The 22711-nt window shown below is 61.9% G+C and carries 19 protein-coding genes and 1 pseudogene; 17 read left to right on the top strand and 3 right to left on the bottom strand.

Annotated elements, in window-relative coordinates:
* Positions 1–80: 80 nt before the first annotated feature.
* From sdhC to NGM28_RS23510, 11 genes are all read left to right on the top strand, one after another.
* Entirely contained in the window at positions 81–467 is a 387-nt protein-coding gene (gene sdhC / locus NGM28_RS23560) for a succinate dehydrogenase, cytochrome b556 subunit (RefSeq protein ID WP_011534755.1), read from the top strand.
* Positions 461–829: a succinate dehydrogenase, hydrophobic membrane anchor protein gene (sdhD, locus tag NGM28_RS23555; RefSeq protein ID WP_011534754.1), complete on the top strand. Its 369-nt coding sequence runs from the start codon at positions 461–463 to the stop codon at positions 827–829. The genes sdhC and sdhD overlap by 7 nt, the downstream gene beginning before the upstream one ends.
* A gap of 3 nt (positions 830–832) precedes the next feature.
* A complete protein-coding gene (gene sdhA / locus NGM28_RS23550) occupies positions 833–2605 on the top strand; it encodes a succinate dehydrogenase flavoprotein subunit (protein WP_011534753.1) in 1773 nt (590 codons plus the stop codon).
* An 11-nt stretch (positions 2606–2616) separates the two neighbouring features.
* Positions 2617–3321, top strand: a complete 705-nt coding sequence (locus NGM28_RS23545) for a succinate dehydrogenase iron-sulfur subunit (RefSeq protein WP_011534752.1) — start codon at positions 2617–2619, stop codon at positions 3319–3321.
* Positions 3322–3564: 243 nt separating this feature from the next.
* A complete protein-coding gene (locus tag NGM28_RS23540) occupies positions 3565–6396 on the top strand; it encodes a 2-oxoglutarate dehydrogenase E1 component (protein ID WP_011534751.1) in 2832 nt (943 codons plus the stop codon).
* 42 nt (positions 6397–6438) lie between these two features.
* Positions 6439–7656: a 2-oxoglutarate dehydrogenase complex dihydrolipoyllysine-residue succinyltransferase gene (odhB, locus tag NGM28_RS23535; protein WP_252091706.1), complete on the top strand. Its 1218-nt coding sequence runs from the start codon at positions 6439–6441 to the stop codon at positions 7654–7656.
* A gap of 96 nt (positions 7657–7752) precedes the next feature.
* On the top strand, positions 7753–9189 hold the full coding sequence (lpdA, locus tag NGM28_RS23530) for a dihydrolipoyl dehydrogenase (protein ID WP_240065199.1): 1437 nt from the start codon (positions 7753–7755) through the stop codon (positions 9187–9189).
* A gap of 172 nt (positions 9190–9361) precedes the next feature.
* Complete coding sequence (gene sucC, locus NGM28_RS23525) at positions 9362–10528, top strand: ADP-forming succinate--CoA ligase subunit beta (protein ID WP_011534748.1); 1167 nt, start codon at positions 9362–9364, stop codon at positions 10526–10528.
* On the top strand, positions 10528–11412 hold the full coding sequence (gene sucD, locus NGM28_RS23520) for a succinate--CoA ligase subunit alpha (RefSeq protein ID WP_004376004.1): 885 nt from the start codon (positions 10528–10530) through the stop codon (positions 11410–11412). The genes sucC and sucD overlap by 1 nt, the downstream gene beginning before the upstream one ends.
* Positions 11413–11872: 460 nt before the next feature.
* The gene (brnQ, locus tag NGM28_RS23515) at positions 11873–13186 is read left to right on the top strand and encodes a branched-chain amino acid transport system II carrier protein (RefSeq protein ID WP_240065200.1); all 1314 of its coding nucleotides are present in this window, start codon (positions 11873–11875) and stop codon (positions 13184–13186) included.
* A gap of 195 nt (positions 13187–13381) precedes the next feature.
* Positions 13382–14131, top strand: coding sequence for a DUF599 domain-containing protein (locus tag NGM28_RS23510; RefSeq protein ID WP_252091704.1), 750 nt, complete (start codon positions 13382–13384; stop codon positions 14129–14131).
* Positions 14132–14199: 68 nt separating this feature from the next.
* Here NGM28_RS23510 and NGM28_RS23505 read toward each other — a convergent pair whose 3' ends face one another.
* Complete coding sequence (locus NGM28_RS23505) at positions 14200–14466, bottom strand: hypothetical protein (RefSeq protein ID WP_011534745.1); 267 nt, start codon at positions 14464–14466, stop codon at positions 14200–14202.
* A 136-nt stretch (positions 14467–14602) separates the two neighbouring features.
* On the opposite strand from NGM28_RS23505, the gene NGM28_RS23500 reads away from it, so the two are divergent.
* The 4 genes from NGM28_RS23500 to NGM28_RS23485 all read left to right on the top strand — a co-directional run bounded on the left by NGM28_RS23500 (position 14603) and on the right by NGM28_RS23485 (position 18463).
* Positions 14603–15079 (top strand): PaaI family thioesterase, encoded by a 477-nt coding sequence (locus tag NGM28_RS23500; protein WP_252091702.1) that lies wholly within the window; start codon positions 14603–14605, stop codon positions 15077–15079.
* Positions 15076–15534: a PaaI family thioesterase gene (locus tag NGM28_RS23495; protein WP_252091700.1), complete on the top strand. Its 459-nt coding sequence runs from the start codon at positions 15076–15078 to the stop codon at positions 15532–15534. The genes NGM28_RS23500 and NGM28_RS23495 overlap by 4 nt, the downstream gene beginning before the upstream one ends.
* Positions 15535–15628: 94 nt before the next feature.
* Positions 15629–17536 carry a molecular chaperone HtpG gene (htpG, locus tag NGM28_RS23490; RefSeq protein WP_252091699.1) on the top strand — a complete coding sequence of 636 codons (1908 nt, stop codon included), beginning with the start codon at positions 15629–15631 and terminating at the stop codon, positions 17534–17536.
* 201 nt (positions 17537–17737) lie between these two features.
* Positions 17738–18463, top strand: a complete 726-nt coding sequence (locus NGM28_RS23485; RefSeq protein WP_240065204.1) for a dienelactone hydrolase family protein — start codon at positions 17738–17740, stop codon at positions 18461–18463.
* Between the two features lie 75 nt (positions 18464–18538).
* On the opposite strand, the gene NGM28_RS23480 is transcribed toward NGM28_RS23485, so the two are convergent.
* On the bottom strand, positions 18539–19402 hold the full coding sequence (locus NGM28_RS23480) for a pirin family protein (protein ID WP_252091698.1): 864 nt from the start codon (positions 19400–19402) through the stop codon (positions 18539–18541).
* A gap of 268 nt (positions 19403–19670) precedes the next feature.
* Between NGM28_RS23480 and NGM28_RS29060 the strand changes: the two are divergent.
* Together NGM28_RS29060 and NGM28_RS29055 are read left to right on the top strand one after the other, a co-directional pair.
* Positions 19671–20438: pseudogene (locus tag NGM28_RS29060) on the top strand (MCP four helix bundle domain-containing protein); the annotation flags it as partial.
* Positions 20433–21296 (top strand): methyl-accepting chemotaxis protein, encoded by an 864-nt coding sequence (locus NGM28_RS29055; RefSeq protein ID WP_502943889.1) that lies wholly within the window; start codon positions 20433–20435, stop codon positions 21294–21296. The pseudogene NGM28_RS29060 and the gene NGM28_RS29055, both read left to right, overlap by 6 nt.
* 190 nt (positions 21297–21486) lie before the next feature.
* Here the strand turns inward: NGM28_RS29055 and fabB are convergent, their stop codons facing one another.
* Positions 21487–22704, bottom strand: a complete 1218-nt coding sequence (fabB, locus tag NGM28_RS23470; protein WP_011534737.1) for a beta-ketoacyl-ACP synthase I — start codon at positions 22702–22704, stop codon at positions 21487–21489.
* Between the last annotated feature and the right edge of the window lie 7 nt (positions 22705–22711).

Genomic DNA, 22711 nt, shown 5'->3' with positions numbered 1-22711 from the left:
GTCGTCGCTCTCCTGGGTGGTGGGTACCTGACCAGTACACTTACCAACAACTTTGCCCTGTTAGCTAGGGGCTCTTCAGTGTGAAAAAAGCCGTGAAAAGCCAACGACCTGTAAACCTAGACCTAAGGACCATCAAACTCCCGATCACCGCGTACACGTCCATTCTTCACCGTATTTCCGGCGTCATCCTGTTCCTCGGCCTTGCCATCATGCTGTACGCATTGGGCAAGTCGCTGGGCTCCGAGGAAGGCTTTGCCGAGGTGAAGGCGTGTCTGACCAGTCCGCTGGCCAAACTGGTGACCTGGGGCCTGCTGTCCGGCCTGCTGTATCACCTCGTGGCAGGTGTGCGCCACCTGATCATGGACATGGGCATCGGTGAGACGCTGGAAGGCGGCAAGCTGGGCTCGAAAATCGTGATCGTCATCTCCGTGGTGCTGATCGTTCTGGCAGGAGTTTGGGTATGGTAACTAACGTCACGAACCTCTCGCGTTCGGGCCTCTACGACTGGATGGCGCAGCGCGTCTCGGCGGTCGTTCTCGCGGCTTACTTCATTTTCCTGATTGGCTACCTCGCCGCGCACCCGGGCATCGACTACGCCCAGTGGCACGGTCTGTTCTCCAACAACGCGATGCGTATCTTCAGTCTGCTGGCCCTCGTTGCCCTGGGCGCCCACGCCTGGGTTGGCATGTGGACCATTGCCACCGACTACCTGACGCCGATGTCGTTCGGCAAGTCGGCGACTGCGATTCGTTTCCTGTTCCAGGCGGTATGCGGCGTTGCGATGTTCGCTTACTTCGTCTGGGGTGTGCAGATTCTCTGGGGTATCTGATTCATGGCTAACATTCCAACGATTTCCTTCGACGCCATCATCATCGGTGGCGGCGGGGCAGGCATGCGCGCAGCGCTGCAACTGGCTCAAGGCGGCCACAAGACCGCCGTAGTCACCAAGGTGTTCCCGACCCGTTCGCACACCGTTTCCGCCCAGGGCGGCATCACTTGCGCCATCGCTTCGGCCGACCCGAACGACGACTGGCGCTGGCACATGTACGACACCGTCAAGGGTTCCGACTACATCGGTGACCAGGACGCGATCGAATACATGTGTCAGGAAGGCCCGGCTGCGGTCTTCGAGCTGGACCACATGGGCCTGCCGTTCTCGCGTACCGAAACCGGCCGTATCTACCAGCGCCCGTTCGGTGGCCAGTCCAAGGACTTCGGTAAAGGTGGCCAGGCCGCCCGTACCTGCGCAGCCTCCGACCGCACCGGTCACGCGCTGCTGCACACCCTCTACCAGGGCAACCTGAAAGCGGGTACCACCTTCCTCAACGAGTACTACGCCGTTGACCTGGTGAAGAACCAGGATGGCGCCTTCGTCGGTGTGATCGCGATCTGCATCGAAACCGGCGAAACCATGTACATCAAGTCCAAGGCCACCGTTCTGGCCACTGGCGGTGCGGGCCGTATCTACGCTTCCACCACCAACGCCCTGATCAACACCGGCGACGGTGTCGGCATGGCCCTGCGTGCCGGCGTGCCGGTGCAGGATATCGAGATGTGGCAGTTCCACCCGACCGGTATCGCCGGCGCCGGTGTACTGGTTACCGAAGGTTGCCGCGGTGAGGGTGGCTACCTGATCAACGCCCATGGCGAGCGTTTCATGGAGCGTTATGCGCCGAACGCGAAAGACCTGGCTGGCCGCGACGTGGTTGCCCGCTCCATGGTCAAAGAGATCATCGCCGGCAACGGCGTGGGCCCGAACAAGGACCACGTCCTGCTGAAGCTGGACCACCTGGGCGAGGAAGTGCTGCACAGCCGCCTGCCAGGTATCTGCGAGCTGTCGAAGACCTTCGCCCACGTCGACCCAGTGGTCGCGCCGGTGCCGGTCATCCCGACCTGCCACTACATGATGGGCGGCGTTGCCACCAACATTCATGGCCAGGCCATCACCATGGACGCCGAAGGCAACGACCACATCATCCCGGGTCTGTTCGCTGTTGGTGAAGTGGCGTGCGTATCGGTTCACGGTGCCAACCGCCTGGGCGGCAACTCGCTGCTCGACCTGGTGGTCTTCGGCCGTGCCGCCGGCCTGCACCTGGAGAAGGCGCTGAGCGACGGCGTCGAGTACCGCGATGCCAGCGACACCGACGTCGAAGTGGCCCTGAACCGCCTGAACAAGCTCAACGAGCGCACCACCGGCGAAGACGTCGCCAGCCTCAAGCGCGAGCTGCAGAGCTGCATGCAGAACTACTTCGGTGTATTCCGTACCGGCGAATACATGCAGAAGGGTATCGAGCAACTGGCTGGCCTGCGTGACCGCATCGCCAACGTCAAGATCAACGACAAGTCCCAGGCCTTCAACACCGCGCGTATCGAAGCGCTGGAGCTGCAGAACCTGCTGGAAGTCGCCGAAGCGACCGCGATTGCCGCTGAAGCCCGTAAAGAGTCCCGCGGCGCACACGCCCGTGAAGACTTCGAAGACCGTGACGACGAGAACTGGCTGTGCCACACCCTGTACTACCCGGGTGAGAAGCGCGTCGCCAAGCGTGGCGTCAACTTTGCGCCGAAGACAGTTCCTGCCTTCGAACCAAAAGTCCGGACTTACTAAGGGTGGCCGCTATGTTGCAAGTCGAAGTTTATCGTTACAACCCGGACACCGATTCGGCCCCCAAGATGCAGACCTTCCAGGTCGATACTGGCGGCAAGGATCTGATGGTCCTGGACGTGCTGGCGCTGATCAAGGAGCAGGACGAGGGCTTCTCGTACCGTCGCTCCTGCCGTGAAGGCGTGTGCGGTTCCGACGGCATGAACATCAACGGCAAGAACGGCCTGGCGTGCATCACGCCGCTGTCTGCTGTCGTGAAAGGTAACAAGTTGATCCTGCGCCCACTGCCAGGTCTGCCGGTTATCCGTGACCTGGTCGTCGATATGAGCATCTTCTACAAGCAGTACGAGAAGGTGAAGCCGTTCCTGCAGAACGACACGCCGGCCCCGGCCATCGAGCGTCTGCAGTCGCCGGAAGATCGCGACAAGCTGGATGGTCTGTACGAGTGCATCCTGTGCGCCTGCTGCTCGACCTCCTGCCCATCGTTCTGGTGGAACCCGGACAAGTTCCTGGGCCCCGCCGCCCTGCTGCAGGCCTATCGCTTCCTGGCCGACAGCCGTGACACCAAGACCCAGGAGCGCCTGGCGTCCCTGGATGACCCGTTCAGCGTATTCCGCTGCCGCGGGATCATGAACTGCGTGAACGTCTGCCCGAAGGGTCTGAACCCGACCAAGGCAATCGGCCACGTACGTAACATGCTGCTGCAAAGCGGCACCTGATTCAAACGTTGTACCTGCAGTAAACCTCGGTGCGGGCGCTGCGCCCGCACTGAGGTAAACCCGAGCAAGGGCCCACAAAGCCCGCGCTCATTACCTATGAAGATATGAGACCAGCAGGGGCTTCCGGGCTGGTACCCGGAAAATCAGCAGGATCCAGGTGGCGTGGTTCAGTCGCTGTGTTCGGACTTTTCCAGGTTTGCTGTGGCTCTCGCCGATCAGTCCCCTAACCGAGGGTGACCAAGCATGCAAGAAAGCGTGATGCAGCGCATGTGGGATAGCGCCCACCTTTCAGGTGGTAACGCTGCATATGTGGAAGAGCTTTATGAGCTCTACCTGCACGACCCTAACGCTGTGCCAGAAGAGTGGCGCACTTACTTCCAGAAGTTGCCCGCCGACGGCAGCACCGCTACCGATGTATCGCACTCGACGATCCGCGACCATTTCGTACTGCTGGCAAAGAACCAGCGCCGCGCCCAACCGGTTTCCGCCGGGAGCGTGAGCAGTGAACACGAGAAGAAGCAGGTTGAAGTGCTGCGACTGATCCAGGCCTATCGTATGCGCGGCCATCAGGCTGCCAAGCTCGACCCGTTGGGGTTGTGGCAGCGTCCTGCGCCCGTAGACCTGTCGATCAATCACTACGGCTTGACCAATGCCGATCTTGATACGACCTTCCGTGCCGGCGACCTGTTCATCGGCAAAGAGGAAGCGAGCCTACGCGAAATCTTCGAAGCGCTGCAGAAGACATATTGTCGCACCATCGGCGCCGAGTTCACCCACATCGTCGATTCCGAGCAGCGCAGCTGGTTCCAGCAGCGCCTGGAAAGCGTGCGTGGTCGTCCGGAATTCTCCGCCGACGTGCAGACCCATCTGCTCGAGCGCGTCACGGCCGGTGAGGGCCTGGAGAAGTACCTGGGCACCAAGTACCCAGGCACCAAGCGCTTTGGTCTCGAGGGTGGCGAAAGCCTGATCCCGATGCTGGACGAAATGATCCAGCGTTCCGGCTCCTACGGCACCAAGGAAGTCGTGATCGGCATGGCCCACCGTGGCCGCCTGAACGTGCTCGTCAACACCTTCGGCAAGAACCCGCGCGAGCTGTTCGACGAGTTCGAAGGCAAGAAGATGAACGAGCTGGGCTCCGGTGACGTGAAGTATCACCAGGGCTTCTCCTCCAACGTGATGACCCCCGGTGGTGAAGTCCACCTGGCCATGGCGTTCAACCCCTCCCACCTGGAAATCGTCTCGCCGGTGGTGGAAGGTTCGGTTCGCGCCCGTCAGGACCGTCGTAACGACACCGTGGGTGACAAGGTCCTGCCGATCTCGATCCACGGTGACGCTGCGTTCGCCGGCCAGGGCGTGGTCATGGAAACCTTCCAGATGTCGCAGACCCGCGGTTTCAAGACCGGCGGTACCGTGCACATCGTGATCAACAACCAGGTCGGTTTCACCATCAGCAACCCGCTGGACGCGCGTTCCACCGAGTACGCCACCGACGTTGCCAAGATGATCCAGGCGCCGATCCTGCACGTGAACGGCGATGATCCGGAAGCGGTGCTGTTCGTCACCCAACTGGCCGTCGACTACCGCATGCAGTTCAAGCGTGACGTGGTCATCGACCTGGTCTGCTACCGCCGTCGTGGCCACAACGAGGCCGACGAGCCGAACGGCACCCAGCCGCTGATGTATCAGCAGATCAGCAAGCAGCGCACCACTCGTGAGCTGTACGCCGACGCGCTGATCCAGGCCGGCCGCATCGATGCCGAACGCGCCCAGGCCAAGATCGACGAGTACCGCAACGCGCTGGACAACGGCCTGCACGTAGTGAAGAGCCTGGTCAAGGAACCGAACCGCGAGCTGTTCGTCGACTGGCGTCCGTACCTGGGCCATGCCTGGACCGCGCGTCACGACACCCGCTTCGACCTCAAGACCCTTCAGGACCTGTCCGCCAAGCTGCTGGAACTGCCGGAAGGCTTCGTCGTCCAGCGCCAGGTGGCGAAGATCTACGAAGACCGCCAGAAGATGCAGGCCGGTGGCTTGCCGATCAACTGGGGTTACGCGGAGACCATGGCCTACGCCACTCTGCAATTCGAAGGTCACCCGATCCGCATGACCGGCCAGGACATCGGCCGTGGCACCTTCTCGCACCGTCACGCGGTGCTGCACAACCAGAAGGACGCCAGCACCTACATCCCGCTGCAGAACCTGTTCCCGGGCCAGCCACGTTTCGACCTGTACGATTCGTTCCTGTCCGAGGAAGCGGTACTGGCCTTCGAATACGGTTACTCGACCACCACGCCTAACGCGCTGGTGATCTGGGAAGCCCAGTTCGGCGACTTTGCCAACGGTGCGCAAGTGGTGATCGACCAGTTCATCACCAGTGGCGAGCACAAGTGGGGGCGCCTGTGCGGCCTGACCATGCTGCTGCCGCACGGTTATGAAGGGCAGGGCCCGGAGCACTCCTCCGCTCGCCTGGAGCGTTACCTGCAGCTGTGCGCCGAGCACAACATCCAGGTTTGCGTACCGACCACGCCGGCACAGATCTACCACCTGCTGCGTCGCCAGGTGATCCGCCCGCTGCGCAAGCCGCTGGTCGTGCTCACACCCAAGTCGCTGCTGCGCCACAAGCTGGCCATCTCGACTTTGGAAGACCTGGCCGAAGGCTCGTTCCAGACCGTGATCCCGGAAATCGACACCCTGGATCCTGCCAAGGTCGAGCGCCTGGTGCTGGCCAGCGGCAAGGTCTACTACGACCTGCTGGAAAAACGCCGTGCCGAAGGCCGCGAAGACATCGCCATCGTGCGTATCGAGCAGCTGTATCCGTTCCCTGAGGACGACCTGGTCGAAATCCTCGCCCCTTACACCAACCTCAAGCATGCGGTCTGGTGTCAGGAAGAGCCGATGAACCAGGGCGCCTGGTACAGCAGCCAGCACCACATGCGCCGTATCCTGGGCCGCCACAACAAGGCGCTGGTCCTGGAATACGCCGGCCGCGACGCTTCCGCCGCGCCAGCCTGTGGTTACGCATCGAAGCACGCCGAACAGCAGGAAAAACTGCTGCAAGACGCGTTCACTGTCTAACGCCTTCGCGCACCTGAAACCGAATTTAAGGAAACACAGATAATGGCTATCGAGATCAAAGCCCCAACCTTCCCGGAATCGGTTGCCGATGGCACCGTTGCCACCTGGCACAAGCAGCCGGGCGACGCCGTCAAGCGTGACGAGCTGATCGTCGACATCGAGACCGACAAGGTCGTCCTGGAAGTCCTGGCCACTGCCGACGGCGTGCTGGGCGCCATCGTCAAGGGCGAGGGCGACACCGTCCTGTCCGACGAAGTCCTGGGCTCGATCGTTGAAGGTGGCGCTGCCGCCGCAGCGCCTGCGGCCGCTCCGACCGCTGCTGCACCGGCTGCCGCTGTCGCCGACGCTGGCGAAGACGACCCGGTCGCCGCTCCAGCCGCGCGCAAGCTGGCTGAAGAGAACGGCATCGACCTGGCTACCGTTGCCGGCACCGGCAAAGGCGGCCGTATCACCAAGGAAGACGTCGTCGCTGCCGTCGCCAACAAAAAATCGGCACCTGCTCCGGCCGCCAAGCCTGCCGCTGCCGCCGCTGCTCCGGTTGTGGTTGCCGCTGGCGACCGCACCGAGAAGCGCGTACCGATGACCCGTCTGCGCGCCAAGATCGCCGAGCGTCTGGTCGAAGCACAGTCGAACATGGCCATGCTGACCACCTTCAACGAAGTCGACATGACCGAAGTCATGGCCCTGCGTTCGAAGTACAAGGACCTGTTCGAGAAGACCCACAACGGCGTGCGCCTGGGCTTCATGTCGTTCTTCGTCAAGGCAGCTACCGAAGCACTGAAGCGCTTCCCGGCAGTCAACGCCTCGATCGACGGCAACGACATCGTCTACCATGGTTTCGCTGACGTTGGCGTCGCAGTTTCCAGCGACCGTGGCCTGGTGGTTCCTGTCCTGCGCAACGCCGAGTCGATGTCGCTGGCCGAGATCGAGAACGGCATTGCCACCTTCGGCAAGAAAGCCCGTGACGGCAAGCTGGCCATCGAAGAGATGACTGGCGGTACCTTCACCATCACCAACGGTGGTACCTTCGGTTCGATGATGTCGACCCCGATCGTCAACCCGCCGCAGGCCGCGATCCTGGGCATGCACAACATCATCCAGCGCCCGATGGCCATCAATGGCCAAGTGGTGATCCGCCCGATCATGTACCTGGCGCTGTCCTACGACCACCGCCTGATCGACGGCAAGGAAGCGGTAACCTTCCTGGTGACCATCAAGAACCTGCTGGAAGATCCTTCTCGCCTGCTGCTGGACATCTAATCGCGCAGCTGCAAGCTGCAAGCGGCAAGCTTCAAGTTGAAGCCTGCCGGTCTTGCGGCTTGCAGCTCGCCGCTTGAAGCTTAAAAGGAATCGTTTATGACCCAGAAATTCGACGTGGTAGTGATTGGTGCAGGTCCTGGCGGCTACGTGGCCGCGATCAAGGCCGCACAGCTCGGCTTCAGCACCGCCTGCATCGAGAAATACACCGACGCCGAGGGCAAACTGGCCCTGGGCGGTACCTGCCTGAACGTGGGTTGCATTCCTTCCAAGGCTCTGCTGGACAGTTCCTGGAAGTACAAGGAAGCCAAAGAGAGCTTCAACGTTCACGGCATCTCCACTGGCGAAGTGAAGATGGACGTTGCCGCGATGGTTGGCCGCAAGGCTGGCATCGTCAAGAACCTGACCGGTGGCGTCGCCACCCTGTTCAAGGCCAACGGCGTCACTTCGATCCAGGGCCACGGCAAGCTGCTGGCCGGCAAGAAAGTCGAAGTCACCAAGGCTGACGGCACCACTGAAATCATCGAAGCCGAGAACGTGATCCTGGCCTCCGGCTCGCGTCCGATCGACATTCCGCCGGCTCCGGTCGACCAGAACGTCATCGTCGACTCCACCGGCGCCCTGGAATTCCAATCGGTTCCCAAGCGCCTGGGCGTCATCGGCGCTGGTGTGATCGGCCTGGAGCTGGGTTCGGTCTGGGCTCGCCTGGGTGCCGAAGTCACTGTCCTGGAAGCCCTGGACACCTTCCTGATGGCTGCCGACACCGCCGTGTCGAAAGAAGCCCAGAAAACCCTGACCAAGCAAGGCCTGGACATCAAGCTGGGCGCTCGCGTTACCGGCTCGAAAGTCAACGGCAACGAAGTCGAAGTCACCTACACCAACGCCGAAGGCGAGCAGAAGATCACCTTCGACAAGCTGATCGTCGCGGTCGGCCGTCGTCCGGTGACCACCGACCTGCTGGCCGCCGACAGCGGCGTGACCATCGACGAGCGCGGCTACATCTTCGTCGACGATCATTGCGCCACCAGCGTACCGGGCGTGTTCGCCATCGGTGACGTGGTGCGCGGCATGATGCTGGCGCACAAGGCCTCGGAAGAGGGCATCATGGTCGTTGAGCGCATCAAGGGCCACAAAGCCCAGATGAACTACGACCTGATCCCGTCGGTCATCTACACCCACCCGGAAATCGCGTGGGTCGGCAAGACCGAACAGGCGTTGAAAGCCGAAGGCGTTGAGGTTAACGTGGGCACCTTCCCGTTCGCGGCCAGCGGCCGTGCGATGGCAGCCAACGATACCGGCGGTTTCGTCAAGGTCATCGCCGATGCGAAGACCGACCGCGTACTGGGCGTGCACGTGATCGGCCCATCGGCCGCCGAACTGGTGCAGCAAGGCGCGATTGCAATGGAATTCGGCACCAGTGCCGAGGACCTGGGCATGATGGTCTTCAGCCATCCGACCCTGTCCGAAGCGCTGCATGAAGCAGCGCTGGCGGTGAATGGCGGTGCCATTCACGTCGCCAACCGTAAGAAGCGTTAATTATAAGAAACCACGGCGGTCTGCCCGTCGTGGGTCTTGCGTGCAAGACTCACCGCGGAACGTCCGCCGGACCGGATCACACGGGAAAACCCGGGGTCAACGGTCACAGGTGGTGCGGCGCCAGTGATGGCGCAGCGCCGAAGCGCAGTACCTAACGAAGACGGTAAAAAGCATGAATCTTCACGAGTATCAGGGTAAGCAGCTGTTCGCTGAATACGGCCTGCCAGTTTCCAAGGGTTTCGCAGTCGACACCCCTGAGCAAGCGGCAGAAGCCTGCGACAAGATCGGCGGTTCGGAGTGGGTCGTCAAAGCCCAGGTCCACGCCGGTGGTCGCGGTAAAGCGGGCGGCGTAAAGCTGGTTCGCAGCAAGGAAGACGCCAAGGCGTTCGCTGCACAGTGGTTGGGCAAGAATCTGGTCACCTACCAGACCGATGCCAACGGTCAACCCGTCTCCAAGATTCTGGTCGAATCCTGCACTGACATCGCCAAAGAGCTGTACCTGGGCGCTGTAGTCGATCGTTCGAGCCGCCGTATCGTGTTCATGGCTTCCACCGAAGGTGGCGTGGACATCGAGAAAGTCGCTCACGAAACGCCTGAGAAGATCCTCAAGGCCACCATCGATCCGCTGGTCGGCGCTCAGCCGTTCCAGGGTCGTGAACTGGCATTCCAGCTGGGTCTGGAAGGCAAGCAAGTCCAACAGTTCGCCAAGATCTTCGTAGGCCTGGCCAAGCTGTTCAAGGATCACGACCTGGCCCTGCTGGAAGTGAACCCGCTGGTGATCAAGGCCGACGGCGACCTGCACTGCCTCGATGCCAAGATCAACATCGACGCCAACGCCATGTACCGCCAGCCTAAGCTGAAAACCTTCCACGACCCGTCGCAGGACGACGCCCGTGAAGCCCACGCCGCCAAGTTCGAATTGAACTACGTGGCGCTGGAAGGCAACATCGGCTGCATGGTCAACGGTGCCGGCCTGGCCATGGGTACCATGGACATCGTCAACCTGCACGGCGGCAAGCCAGCCAACTTCCTCGACGTAGGCGGCGGCGCTACCAAAGAGCGCGTTACCGAAGCGTTCAAGATCATTCTGTCCGACAGCAATGTCGCGGCCGTCCTGGTCAACATCTTCGGCGGCATCGTTCGCTGCGACATGATTGCCGAAGGCATCATCGGCGCGGTGAAAGAAGTCGGCGTCAAGGTTCCGGTCGTCGTTCGCCTCGAAGGCAACAACGCCGAACTGGGCGCTAAAGTACTGGCAGAAAGCGGTTTGAACATCATTGCGGCAACCAGCCTGACCGACGCTGCTCAACAAGTTGTCAAAGCTGCGGAGGGCAAGTAATGAGCGTCCTGATCAATAAAGACACCAAAGTCATCTGCCAGGGCTTCACCGGCTCGCAGGGTACTTTCCACTCCGAACAAGCCATCGCCTACGGCACCAAGATGGTCGGCGGCGTGACTCCAGGCAAGGGTGGCACCACCCACCTGGGCCTGCCGGTGTTCAACACCGTGAAAGAAGCCGTAGAAGCCACCGGCGCTGACGCGTCGGTCATCTACGTACCGGCTCCTTTCTGCAAGGACTCCATCCTGGAAGCCGCCTTCGGTGGCATCAAGCTGATCGTCTGCATCACCGAGGGTATCCCTACCCTCGACATGCTGGACGCCAAGGTCAAGTGCGACGAGCTGGGCGTGACCCTGATCGGCCCTAACTGCCCAGGTGTCATCACCCCGGGCGAGTGCAAGATCGGCATCATGCCAGGCCACATCCACCTGCCAGGCAAGGTCGGTATCGTTTCGCGTTCCGGCACCCTCACTTACGAAGCTGTGAAGCAGACCACCGACGCCGGCTTCGGCCAGTCGACCTGCGTCGGCATCGGCGGTGACCCGATCCCGGGCTCCAACTTCATCGACATCCTGAAGCTGTTCCAGGAAGACCCGAAGACCGAAGCGATCGTGATGATCGGTGAGATTGGCGGTTCTGCTGAAGAAGAAGCCGCGGCCTACATCAAGGCCAACGTGACCAAGCCTGTCGTGTCTTACATCGCCGGTGTTACTGCACCTGCGGGCAAGCGCATGGGCCACGCTGGCGCCATCATCTCTGGTGGCAAGGGCACTGCGGACGAGAAGTTCGCTGCTCTGCAGGACGCTGGTGTGAAAACCGTGCGTTCCCTGGCTGACATCGGCAAGGCCCTGGCCGAGCTGACTGGCTGGGAAGTCAAGAAGTAAGTAACACGTAATACCCCCCACGCGCACAAAGGCCACCTTCGGGTGGCCTTTGTCGTTTTATGGCTATGCACATTGTCGTGTAGGAGCCGGCCTTGCCGGCGAACACCGGCGAAGCCGGTGCCTCCCTCCGCGTCGCCTGTGTTCGCCGGCAAGGCCGGCTCCTACAGAAAAATCGATCACTTCAATCAGTGTTTTCAACCAGACAATCACTCAAATACGCAATAAATTGTCGCCAGACACATTCAACAAGACGACAAACACATACGCACATCGGACAAGCAGCACTGTGCCAGTGCGTTTGTCGGGCAAAACAGGTAGGCTACGCGTTCACTCTGTGCCCGTACCCCAAAAGGGAACGACACGCTAAACGGGTCTGGCTTACCAAGCCGGGCAGCATTTCCCTTAATCCTGTGGGAAATCCCCTCCGACTCCCGATTTCAGCAGTGTGGTATTTCCTTAAATGAAAGTGTTAAAAGGCCAGGATATCCTGGCGCTTGGCTTTATGACGTTCGCGCTTTTCGTAGGCGCCGGCAACATCATCTTCCCGCCCATCGTCGGCCTGCAATCCGGTCCGCACGTGTGGATGGCTGCACTCGGCTTCCTGGTCACCGCCGTGGGCCTGCCGGTCATCACCGTGGTCGCCCTGGCCAAGGTCGGTGGCGGCATGGACGCCCTGAGCAGCCCGATCGGCAAGTTCTTCGGCGGCTTGCTGGCGGCCGTGTGCTACCTCTCGGTCGGCCCGCTGTTCGCCACCCCGCGTACCGCAACCGTCTCGTTCGAAGTGGGCGTGGCACCGCTGACGGGTGAGAGCCCGGTGGCGCTGCTCATCTACAGCGTGGTGTACTTCGCCGTGGTACTGGCCGTGTCCATGTATCCGGGCAAGTTGCTCGACACCGTGGGCCGTTTCCTCGCGCCATTGAAGATCATCGCCCTCGCGGTACTGGGTATTGCGGCGTTCGCATTGCCGGCCGGCACGATTGGCGAGGCCCAGCCTGCCTACGCCGCCGCTGCGTTCTCCAAAGGTTTCTCCGATGGTTACCTGACCATGGACACGCTGGGGGCACTGGTCTTCGGTATCGTCATCGTCAACGCCATCCGTTCACGTGGCGTCGAGTCGCCGAAGCTGATCACCCGCTATGCCATCATCGCGGGCCTGATTGCCGGTGTAGGCCTGGTGCTGGTGTATGTCAGCCTGTTCCGTCTCGGGGCGGGCAGCCATGACATCGCAGCCGACGCCACCAACGGTGCGATGGTCTTGCATGCCTATGTGCAGCACACCTTCGGTTCCCTGGGCAGCGGCTTCCTGGCCGTACTGATCGCGCTGGCCTGCCTGGTGACCGCTGTTGGCCTGACCTGCGCCTGTGCCGAATACTTCAGCCAGATCCTGCCGCTGTCGTACCGCACCCTGGTGGTGATCCTTGCCGGCTTCTCGCTGCTGATCTCCAACCTGGGCCTGACCAAGCTGATCATGTTCTCGATTCCCGTGCTGACGGCGATCTACCCGCCTTGCATCGTGGTGGTAGGTCTGAGCTTCGTGAAGGACCTGTGGAATTCGCCAGCCCGCATCCTGGCACCGGTCATGCTGGTGTCGCTGGTGTTCGGCGTTGTCGACGCGATCAAGGGCAGCAGTTTTGCCCATGTGCTGCCTGACGCCCTGGCTCACCTGCCATTCAGCAACGAAGGCATGGCCTGGCTGGTGCCTTCGGTGGTCACCCTGGGCGCTGCCGTGGTCTTCGACCGCATGCTGGGCAAGCCGCGCGAAGCGCTGGCCTGATGGATTGAAGCCTGAAGGGTAGGGCGCTGGCCACAAGCCGAAGGGCGCCCACCAACGGTGAATATCGAAACCCCGCTTCCGTAAAGGAGCGGGGTTTTTTGTTGCCTGCGCCTCGCGATTTTTACTCGATGGCGTGTCTTTTACCGCTACCAGGCGTCGAAAACCGGTCTGTTTCTCTTTCTATGGGATGCTTGCATGACCTTCATCCAAAACAACCTGGGCAACCTGCTGGCCGCGTTGTGGTTCGCCATCTGCTGGGGTGGCTACACCCGCTACGCCATCTGGAAGGGCCGCGACACGGCCTGCCTGGCCAGCGTGCTGCACCTGTACCGCGAAGACTGGATGCGACGCATGCTGCTGCGCGACAACCGCATCGCCGATGCCAGCGTGATTGGCAACCTTGAGCGCAATGCCTCGTTCTTCGCCTCCAGCACGTTGATCATCCTGGCCGGCATCCTCACCGTGCTCGGTGCGTCCGATCGCGCCTTGTCGCTGCTGGCCGACCTGCCGTTGGTGCAGCAGGCCTCCCAGGGCATGTCGGAGATCAAACTGCTATGCCTGGCGATGGTCTTCGTCTACGCCTTCTTCACCTTCAGCTGGTGCATGCGCCAATACAACTTCGCTGCGGTGCTGGTAGGGTCGGCACCGATGATCGGCGAGCGTCAGGTCAGCGAGCAGGAGCGCAGGGCATTTGCTTCGCGAGCGGCGGGGGTGCTGTCGCTGGCGGCCAACCAGTTCAACCTTGGTCTGCGTTCCTATTACTTCGGCATGGTCATGTTGTGCTGGTTCATTAGCCCCTGGTTGTTCATGGTCATGAGCGTGGCCGTGGTGTTTATCCTTTATCGCCGCGAGTTTCATTCCCGTGTGCTGGAAGTCATGGTGTTCACGCCAACGGAAAATGTCCCCACCGAGTTGCCCAGGGACACTTCGGGGGCGAGCAACTGAAACGTTTCAATCAAAAGTGACAGGCATAAAAAAACCCGACGCGAGTCGGGTTTTTTTGTTCTGGTCGATTACTGCTTGGCCGGCTCGGCTGGGGCAGTTGGCGCGGCCGGAGCAGCTTCCTCGGCGGCTTTCTGCTGCGCTTCGGCCTGATCTTTGGCGGCTTCGGCGTTTTCCTTGGCGGCTTCGTTCATCTTATCCTGAGCTTCGCCCATTTTTTCCTGGGCTTGCTCGGCGTGTTGCTGTGCGTCCTGGGCTTTGTCTTCGCTCGCTTTATCGCAAGCAGCCAGGCCCATGGCAGCGGCCAGCATCAGAGCAAAAGCAAAAGGTTTACGCATGGGGTGTTTCTCCTGGGTGGAATAACTTTACTTGTTCCTTCGAGTTCACCCCGGGTGAATAAGTTCCACAAAGGTTACAGATATATAACTGCCCGACCCATATAGACTTTTTACCGAATTTATGCAGCGGTGGACAATGAACGAGACTCCATTGGCGGCAATGGCCGAGCGTTTTCTCTCAGCCTTGAAACATTGCCAGTTACTGCAGATGCGCGTGCACCATGCCGACGCGCAGGGCATGACCCTGGTACTGCCCTGGTCGCCGGCCATTGTCGGCAACCCGCAGACCGGGGCGGTGCATGGGGGCGCCTTGACCACCTTGATGGACACCACCTGCGGCATGGCCACCCTGTGCGCGCTGCCGCGCTTCGAGGTGTGCCCGACCCTGGACCTGCGCATCGACTACATGCACCCAGCCGAAGCGGGCAAGGACATCTATGGCCACGCCCAGTGCTATCGGGTCACTCGCGATGTGATCTTTACCCGTGGCAGCGCCTATCAGGACGACCCTGATCAGCCGATCTGCCAGGTGGTCGGTACCTTCATGCGCCTGGGGGCGGAGGTCAAAGGTGGCATTCGGTTCGGCAACAGCCTGAAGGAGCCGCGCGAATGATCCCCGCAGACATCCGTCAGCAACTGAACGCCGCCCATGCACGCGGCGACTACCAGCCCTTGCTGGCGTTGATTCCTTATGCCGGGTTGATCGGTATCGAGTGCGAGCGCCAGGGCGACGACCTGTTGTTCCGCCTGCCGGCCAGCCCGGACAATATCGGCAACCCGTTGCTGCCGGCCATACATGGCGGCGTGATCGCTGGTTTCATGGAGCTGTCCGCGGCGTTGTACCTGTTGATCTACAGCGAAAGCGCGAGCATCCCCAAGATCATCGATTTCTCCATCGACTACCTGCGTGCCGGGCACTTTCGCGACACCTATGCCCAGTGCCAGTTGTGGCGCCAGGGCCGGCGCGTAACCAATGTCGCCATCACCGCCTGGCAGGGGGATCGCGAGGCGCCCATCGCCACGGCGCGAGCGCATTTCAAGATAGAACCTGAAAAGCCCTTGAAATAGTCGGCCATGCCCCCATCTGCTGGTCATCCGCCATTGAAAGCAGGCCTTTTTGTCCGCCAGGCGTCACCAACCAACAGATTGGAGTTTGAAGACCATGAGTGTGGAGACTCAAAAAGAAACCCTGGGCTTCCAGACCGAGGTGAAGCAACTGCTGCACCTCATGATCCATTCCCTGTATTCGAACAAGGAGATCTTCCTGCGCGAGCTGATCTCCAACGCCTCCGACGCCGCCGACAAGCTGCGCTTCGAGGCCCTGGCCAAGCCCGAGCTGCTCGAAGGCGACGCCGAGCTGAAGATCCGCGTGAGCTTCGACAAGGCCGCCAATACCGTCACGCTTGAAGACAACGGCATCGGCATGAGCCGCGAAGACGTCATCGCGCACCTGGGCACCATCGCCAAGTCCGGCACTGCCGACTTCATGAAGAACCTCACCGGTGACCAGAAGAAGGATTCGCACCTGATCGGCCAGTTCGGCGTGGGCTTCTACTCCGCGTTCATCGTCGCCGACAAGGTCGATGTGTTCAGCCGTCGCGCCGGGCTGCCGGCCGCCGAAGGCGTGCACTGGTCGTCGAAAGGCGAGGGCGAGTTCGAAGTTGCCACCGTCGACAAGCCAGAGCGTGGTACCCGTATCGTCTTGCACCTGAAGAAGGGCGAGGACGAGTTCGCCGATGGCTGGCGCCTGCGCAACATCGTCAAGAAGTACTCCGACCACATCGCCCTGCCGATCGAACTGCCGAAGGAACAGCCTGCGGCCGCCGAAGGCGAGGAGCAGCCAGCGCTGGAGTGGGAAACCGTCAACCGCGCCAGCGCCCTGTGGACCCGTCCGCGTACCGAAGTGAAGGACGAGGAATACCAGGAGTTCTACAAGCATATCGGCCATGACTTCGAGAACCCGCTGTCCTGGAGCCACAACAAGGTCGAAGGCAAGCTCGAGTACAGTTCGCTGCTGTATGTTCCGGCCCGCGCGCCGTTCGACCTGTACCAGCGCGAAGCGCCACGCGGCCTGAAGCTGTACGTGCAGCGTGTGTTCATCATGGACCAGGCCGAATCGTTCCTGCCGCTGTACCTGCGCTTCATCAAGGGTGTGGTCGATTCCAACGACCTGTCGCTGAACGTCTCCCGCGAAATCCTGCAGAAAGATCCGATCATCGACTCGATGAAGAATGCGCTGACCAAGCGTGTGCTGGACATGCTGGAGAAGCTGGCGAAGGACAAGCCTGAGGTGTACAAGGGCTTCTGGAAGAACTTCGGCCAGGTCATGAAAGAAGGCCCGGCCGAGGACTTCGCCAACAAGGAGAAGATCGCCGGCCTGCTGCGCTTCGCCTCCACCCATGATGACAGCGGCGAGCAGAGCGTCGCCCTGGCCGACTACCTGGCGCGTGCCAAGGAAGGCCAGGACAAGATCTACTTCCTGACCGGCGAATCCCATGCCCAGGTCAAGAACAGCCCGCATCTGGAAGTCTTCCGCAAGAAAGGCATCGAAGTGCTGCTGCTGACCGACCGCATCGACGAGTGGCTGATGAGCTACCTCAACGAGTTCGACGGCAAGGCCTTCGTCGATGTCGCCCGTGGTGACCTGGACCTGGGCAAGCTGGACTCCGAAGAGGACAAGAAAGCTCAGGAAGAAGTCGCCAAGGACAAAGAGGGCCTGGTCGAGCGCCTGAAGGGCGCGCTGGGTGACAGCGTCGCTGAAGTGCGCGTGTCGCACCGCCTGACCGACTCCCCGGCGATCCTGGCCATCGGCGAGCAGGACCTTGGCCTGCAGATGCGCCAGATCCTCGAGGCCAGCGGGCAGAAAGTGCCGGATTCCAAGCCGATCTTCGAGTTCAACCCGACCCACCCGCTGATCGAGAAACTCGATGGCGAGCAGAGCGAAGACCGCTTCGCCGAGCTGTCGCACATCCTGTTCGATCAGGCGGCGCTGGCGGCCGGTGACAGCCTGAAGGACCCGGCAGCCTACGTTCGTCGCCTGAACAAGCTGTTGGTCGAGCTGTCTGCTTGAGTTGATGCAAGCAAAGCCCGCTTCGGCGGGCTTTTTTTATTGAGGGGGTTTGCCTGTTTCCTGTGGGAGCGGGTTTACCCGCGAAGCCTGCGCTGCGGTGCATGGCACCGGCTTCGCCGGTGTTCGCGGGTGAACCCGCTCCTACAGGTCTTGTGCAAAATCAGGCCTCATGTTTTCCCGTGCAAGCCCAAGGAGAGCTGAATGAGCAAGGTCATCGTCGAGTCGCTGGTCTATCACCTGTCTGGCAAGGCTTATGAAAGCCGCCTGGTCTACGCCCCGGGCGCGCTGCCACTGCCGGGCCTGGTGATGGCGCCGAACTGGATGGGTATCGGCGAGGGCGCCGAACGTATCGCCAAGGAAGTGGCCGAGCAAGGCTATGTGGTGCTGATCGCCGACCTCTACGGGCAGTCGGTGCGCCCTTCCAATGCCGACGAAGCAGGCGCGGCGATGATGCCGCTGAAGAACGATCGCGGCGAACTGCGCAAGCGCATGCAGGAAGCGTTGGCCCAACTGGTTGGGCAGTCGAAGGCGCTGTTGGCGCCGGGCAAGGTGGCAACCTTCGGCTTCTGTTTCGGCGGCTGCTGCGCGCTTGAGTTGGCACGCACGGGTGCTGATCTCAAGGCGGCAGTGTCGTTCCATGGCACGCTGGACACCCCGAACCCAGAAGACGCCAAGCGCATCAAGGGCTCTGTTCTGGTGCTGCATGGGGCGTCCGACCCGCTGGTGCCGAAGGAGCAGTTGCCGGCTTTCGAAGACGAGATGAATGCCGCCAAGGTCGACTGGCAGTTGCTCAGCTATGGCGGGGCGGTGCATTCGTTCACCGACCCGAACGCCAATGTGCCGGGCAAGATGCAGTATGACCGGCGCACGTCTGAGCGGGCGTTCCGCTCGATGCACAACCTGCTCAGGGAAGTGTTCCAAGGCTAGCCTCTTCGCCGGCAAGCCGGCTCCTACGGTAGGTGCGCAAAACCTGTAGGGGCCGGCTTGCCGGCGAACCGCTGTCTAGCGCGGCAATTCGATCCGCTCGCGCTCACCAGGCACTGTCGGCCAATCCCCCGCCGCCCAGCGTGCCCGCGCCTGCTCGATCAATGCCGGATCGCTGGCGACGAAATTCCAGTTCATCCGCCGTGGTCCATCCAGTGGAGCGCCACCAATCAACACAAGCTGGCATTCTTGCTCGGCAAACAAGGCCATTTCTTCGCCCTCAGGCAGCACGACCAGGCTACAAGGTTCGACTTCTTGATCTTCAAGCATCAATTCGCCTTCGAGCAGGTACAGCGCGCGTTGCGCATGCTCGGTTGGCACGATCAGGGTGGTAGCCGCCTGCATGTGCACGTGGGCATAGAGGGTAGGGGAGAGCACCGGAACCGGTGATTCCAGGCAGAAGCCATTGCCGGCGATCATGCGGATGCGCACGCCAAGGCTGTCGCTGCTCGGCAGGCTGACTTGCGGGTGGTGGCTGTAACTGGCCGGCCCTTGCTCCACCTCACGGGGCGAGGCCAGCCAGACTTGCAGCCCATGCAGGCGCGAGCCCTTGCGCAGTACGTCGGCGGGCGTGCGCTCCACATGAGCCACGCCGGCGCCCGCAGTCATCCAGCTGACTTCGCCCGGCCGAACGCGCTGGTCCGACCCCAGGCTGTCCTTGTGCTGGATCTCGCCCTCGAACAGATAGGTGAGGGTCGACAGGCCGATGTGCGGGTGCTGGCGAATATCCATGCCGCTGCCGGGGGCGTATTCGGTCTCGAGCATATGGTCGAAAAATACGAACGGGCCGACGCTACGACATTGAGCCGCTGGTAACGGGCGCAGGATCGGCTGGCCCTCGACCGATTCGGCGCGTGGACGGATGACCAAGGGGCTGCTCATGAAGAAACTCCGAACGGCGAGGGGAGGGTGCTCCAAGCATAACGGTTCACAGGCAGGCACTGAACCTCTGGTGAGCGCTGTATGGCCTGCGGCACCTCTGAGTGGCAAGTTGTTGGGCAATTTCCTTGCAGTGCAGCAAAAAGTCGCAAAATAGTGCGAATGCACGTGATATGGCGCTTTGATATCGCGTTTTTGTCTTACGCAAATTCACGGCGGCCCGATACCTTCTATAAGCGACGGATCTACACACTTCGGGAAGGAGCCTGGAATGAGCCTTAGACGCTTGAACATCGCCCCCCGCGCGGGCCTGGGTTTTGGCCTGATGGCGTTGCTGGTGGTGGCGCTGGGCGGTTTCGCGCTGCAGCAAATGACCAGCATGCGCCAGCAGTCCGAGCAGGTGGACGACAACTGGCTGCCCAGCGTGATCTCGGTGGGCCGGATGACCCAGGACATGCTTCGCATACGCGCCCTGACCCTGAGGCTGCTGGTCAACACCGACCCGGTCGCGCAACAGCAGAACCGTGCCCGCATCGACGAGATCAAGACCGGCCTGGTGCAGGCCCAGGAACGCTACGATGCGTTGATTGTGCTGCCTGAAGAGCGTGCGCTGTTCGACCGCTACCAGGGCCTGGAGCGCCAATACATGACCCTGCAGGGCCAGGTGGTGCAGTTGGCCACCGAGGGCCGCATCGACGCGGCGGCTACGCTGGTTAACGGCGAGATCAACCAGATCGCCGACCAGATGACCGCGGCGCTCAACGAACTGATCGAGCTGAACAACCACCATGCCAACACCGCCACCGACCTCGCCGAGGCGGTGTACAACGGCGCGAAGGTCTGGGTCGGGGTGCTGCTGGTGATTGCCCTGACCCTCACGGTGGTGCTGGCGCTGGCCTTGACCCGCAGTATCGTGCGCCCACTGGGGCAATCGCTGCAGGTGGCCGAGACGGTCGCCACGGGTGACCTGACACCACAGATCGTCGTACAGGGAGATGACGAACCCGCACGCCTGCTTGCGGCGCTCAAGAGCATGCAGCAGAGCCTGCGAAGCACCATCGGACAGATTTCCGATTCGGCCAGCCAGTTGGCTTCGGCGTCCGAGGAGCTCAGCGCGGTAACCGAGGATGCCACCCGTGGCCTGCAGCAGCAGAGCCAGGAGATCGAGCAGGCGGCGACTGCCGTCAACCAGATGACCGCCGCAGTGGAGGAGGTGGCCAGCAATGCCGTGGCGACGTCCGAGGCGTCCCAGGCATCCGATCGCATCGCCCGGGAGGGGCGCGAGCAGGTCCAGGCCACGGTGATCGCCATCGAGACGCTGGCCAGTGGCGTGGCGGGCAATGCCGAGGAGGTCGGTCGACTGGCCCAGCAAGTGCACGACATCAGCAAGGTGCTGGATGTGATCGGTTCGATCGCCGAGCAGACCAACCTGTTGGCGCTCAATGCGGCCATCGAAGCGGCTCGGGCCGGTGAGGCCGGGCGCGGGTTTGCCGTGGTCGCCGACGAAGTGCGAGCACTGGCGCATCGCACGCAGACGTCCACCCATGAAATCGAGCAGATGATCGTCGCCATTCGCGGCGGGGCCGAGCGAGCGGTGCAGGGAATGCAACAGAGCGATGCCCAGGCCCGCTCTACCCTTGACGGCGCCCATGCGGCAGGTGCGGCGTTGGAGGCGATCGCCGGCGCCATCGGCCAGATCAACGAGCGCAACCTGGTGATCGCCAGTGCGTCGGAGCAGCAGGCCCAGGTAGCGCGGGAGGTGGACCGCAACCTGACCACCATCCGTGACCTGGCGCATCAGTCGTCGGCAGGGGCCGAGGAGACCTCGGCGGCCAGCCAGGCGCTGTCGCGGCTGGCGGTGGACCTCAATACCCTGGTGCAGCGGTTCTCGGTGTAGGAGCGGCCTTGTGCCGCGAAAGGGGCGCGAAGCGGCCCCGGGATTTTTGCCTCACCCATGATCGCCGGGGGCGCTTCGCGCCCCTTTCGCGGCACAAGGCCGCTCCTACAGAGGCAATCGCATTGTCTGATGGCAAAAACAAAAACGCCCGGACTCAAGTCCGGGCGTTTTTGTTCAGCGGATCAAGCGATCACTTGCCTTCCCAGCGCTTGAGCACCAGGGTGGCGTTGGTGCCGCCGAAGCCGAAGCTGTTGCTCATCACAGTGGTGAGCTTGGCGTCTTCGGTCTTGCGCACGATCGGCAGGTCGGCCACTTCCGGGTCCAGCTCGTCGATGTTGGCGGAGCCGGCGATGAAGTTGTTTTCCATCATCAGCAGGCAGTAGATCGCCTCGTGCACGCCTGCAGCGCCCAGCGAGTGGCCCGAGAGGCTCTTGGTCGAGCTGATCTTCGGTGCCTTGGCGCCGAACACTTCACGCACGCCCTTCATTTCGGCGACATCGCCGACCGGGGTGGAGGTGCCGTGGGTGTTCAGGTAGTCGATCGGGGTGTCGACGGTGGACAGCGCCTGCTGCATGCAGCGGATGGCGCCTTCGCCGCTTGGGGCGACCATGTCGTAGCCGTCGGAGGTCGCGCCGTAGCCGACGATCTCGGCATAGATCTTGGCACCACGGGCCAGGGCGTGCTCCAGCTCCTCGACCACCACCATGCCGCCACCGCCGGCGATGACGAAGCCATCACGGTCGGCATCATAGGCGCGCGAGGCCAGCTCCGGGGTTTCGTTGCGCTTGGTCGACAGGGCGCCCATCGCGTCGAACAGGAACGACTGGCTCCAGTGCTCTTCTTCACCGCCACCGGCGAAGACGATGTCCTGCTTGCCCCACTGGATCTGCTCCAGGGCGGTGCCGATGCAGTGTGCGGAAGTGGCGCAGGCCGACGAGATCGAGTAGTTGATGCCCTTGATCTTGAACGGGGTGGCCAGGCACGCCGACACGGTGCTGCCCATGGTGCGGGTGACGCGGTACGGGCCGACACGCTTGACGCCTTTTTCACGCAGGGTGTCCAGGGCTTCCATCTGGTTCAGCGTGGAGGCGCCACCGGAACCGGCAACCAGGCCGGTGCGCGGGTTGGAGATCTGCTCTTCGGTCAGGCCGGCGTCCTTGATCGCGTCCTGCATGGCGAGGTACGCGTAGGCGGCGGCGTGGCCGACGAAGCGATAGACCTTGCGGTCGATCAGCTCTTCCAGATTCAGGTCGATGGAACCGGAAACCTGGCTACGCAGCCCCATTTCCTTGTATTCCGGGTTGTAACGGATACCCGGACGGCTGTTGCGCAGGTTTTCGGTGACGGTAGCTTTGTCATTGCCCAGGCACGATACGATGCCCAGACCAGTGATCACGACGCGGCGCATGCGAATA

Source organism: Pseudomonas sp. MWU13-3659, from assembly GCF_023757525.1.
GTDB classification, from domain to species: Bacteria; Pseudomonadota; Gammaproteobacteria; order Pseudomonadales; family Pseudomonadaceae; genus Aquipseudomonas; species Aquipseudomonas entomophila_E.
This window is presented reverse-complemented; position numbering and strand designations above follow the sequence as displayed.

Bases quoted from the DNA above. Each gene is read 5' to 3' on its own strand.
- sdhD (WP_011534754.1), top strand. From the start codon at position 461: ATGGTAACTAACGTCACGAACCTCTCGCGTTCGGGCCTCTACGACTGG.
- sdhA (WP_011534753.1), top strand. From the start codon at position 833: ATGGCTAACATTCCAACGATTTCCTTCGACGCCATCATCATCGGTGGC.
- NGM28_RS23545 (WP_011534752.1), top strand. From the start codon at position 2,617: ATGTTGCAAGTCGAAGTTTATCGTTACAACCCGGACACCGATTCGGCC.
- NGM28_RS23540 (WP_011534751.1), top strand. From the start codon at position 3,565: ATGCAAGAAAGCGTGATGCAGCGCATGTGGGATAGCGCCCACCTTTCA.
- odhB (WP_252091706.1), top strand. From the start codon at position 6,439: ATGGCTATCGAGATCAAAGCCCCAACCTTCCCGGAATCGGTTGCCGAT.
- lpdA (WP_240065199.1), top strand. From the start codon at position 7,753: ATGACCCAGAAATTCGACGTGGTAGTGATTGGTGCAGGTCCTGGCGGC.
- sucC (WP_011534748.1), top strand. From the start codon at position 9,362: ATGAATCTTCACGAGTATCAGGGTAAGCAGCTGTTCGCTGAATACGGC.
- sucD (WP_004376004.1), top strand. From the start codon at position 10,528: ATGAGCGTCCTGATCAATAAAGACACCAAAGTCATCTGCCAGGGCTTC.
- brnQ (WP_240065200.1), top strand. From the start codon at position 11,873: ATGAAAGTGTTAAAAGGCCAGGATATCCTGGCGCTTGGCTTTATGACG.
- NGM28_RS23510 (WP_252091704.1), top strand. From the start codon at position 13,382: ATGACCTTCATCCAAAACAACCTGGGCAACCTGCTGGCCGCGTTGTGG.
- NGM28_RS23505 (WP_011534745.1), bottom strand. From the start codon at position 14,466: ATGCGTAAACCTTTTGCTTTTGCTCTGATGCTGGCCGCTGCCATGGGC.
- NGM28_RS23500 (WP_252091702.1), top strand. From the start codon at position 14,603: ATGAACGAGACTCCATTGGCGGCAATGGCCGAGCGTTTTCTCTCAGCC.
- NGM28_RS23495 (WP_252091700.1), top strand. From the start codon at position 15,076: ATGATCCCCGCAGACATCCGTCAGCAACTGAACGCCGCCCATGCACGC.
- htpG (WP_252091699.1), top strand. From the start codon at position 15,629: ATGAGTGTGGAGACTCAAAAAGAAACCCTGGGCTTCCAGACCGAGGTG.
- NGM28_RS23485 (WP_240065204.1), top strand. From the start codon at position 17,738: ATGAGCAAGGTCATCGTCGAGTCGCTGGTCTATCACCTGTCTGGCAAG.
- NGM28_RS23480 (WP_252091698.1), bottom strand. From the start codon at position 19,402: ATGAGCAGCCCCTTGGTCATCCGTCCACGCGCCGAATCGGTCGAGGGC.
- NGM28_RS29055 (WP_502943889.1), top strand. From the start codon at position 20,433: ATGCAGCAGAGCCTGCGAAGCACCATCGGACAGATTTCCGATTCGGCC.
- fabB (WP_011534737.1), bottom strand. From the start codon at position 22,704: ATGCGCCGCGTCGTGATCACTGGTCTGGGCATCGTATCGTGCCTGGGC.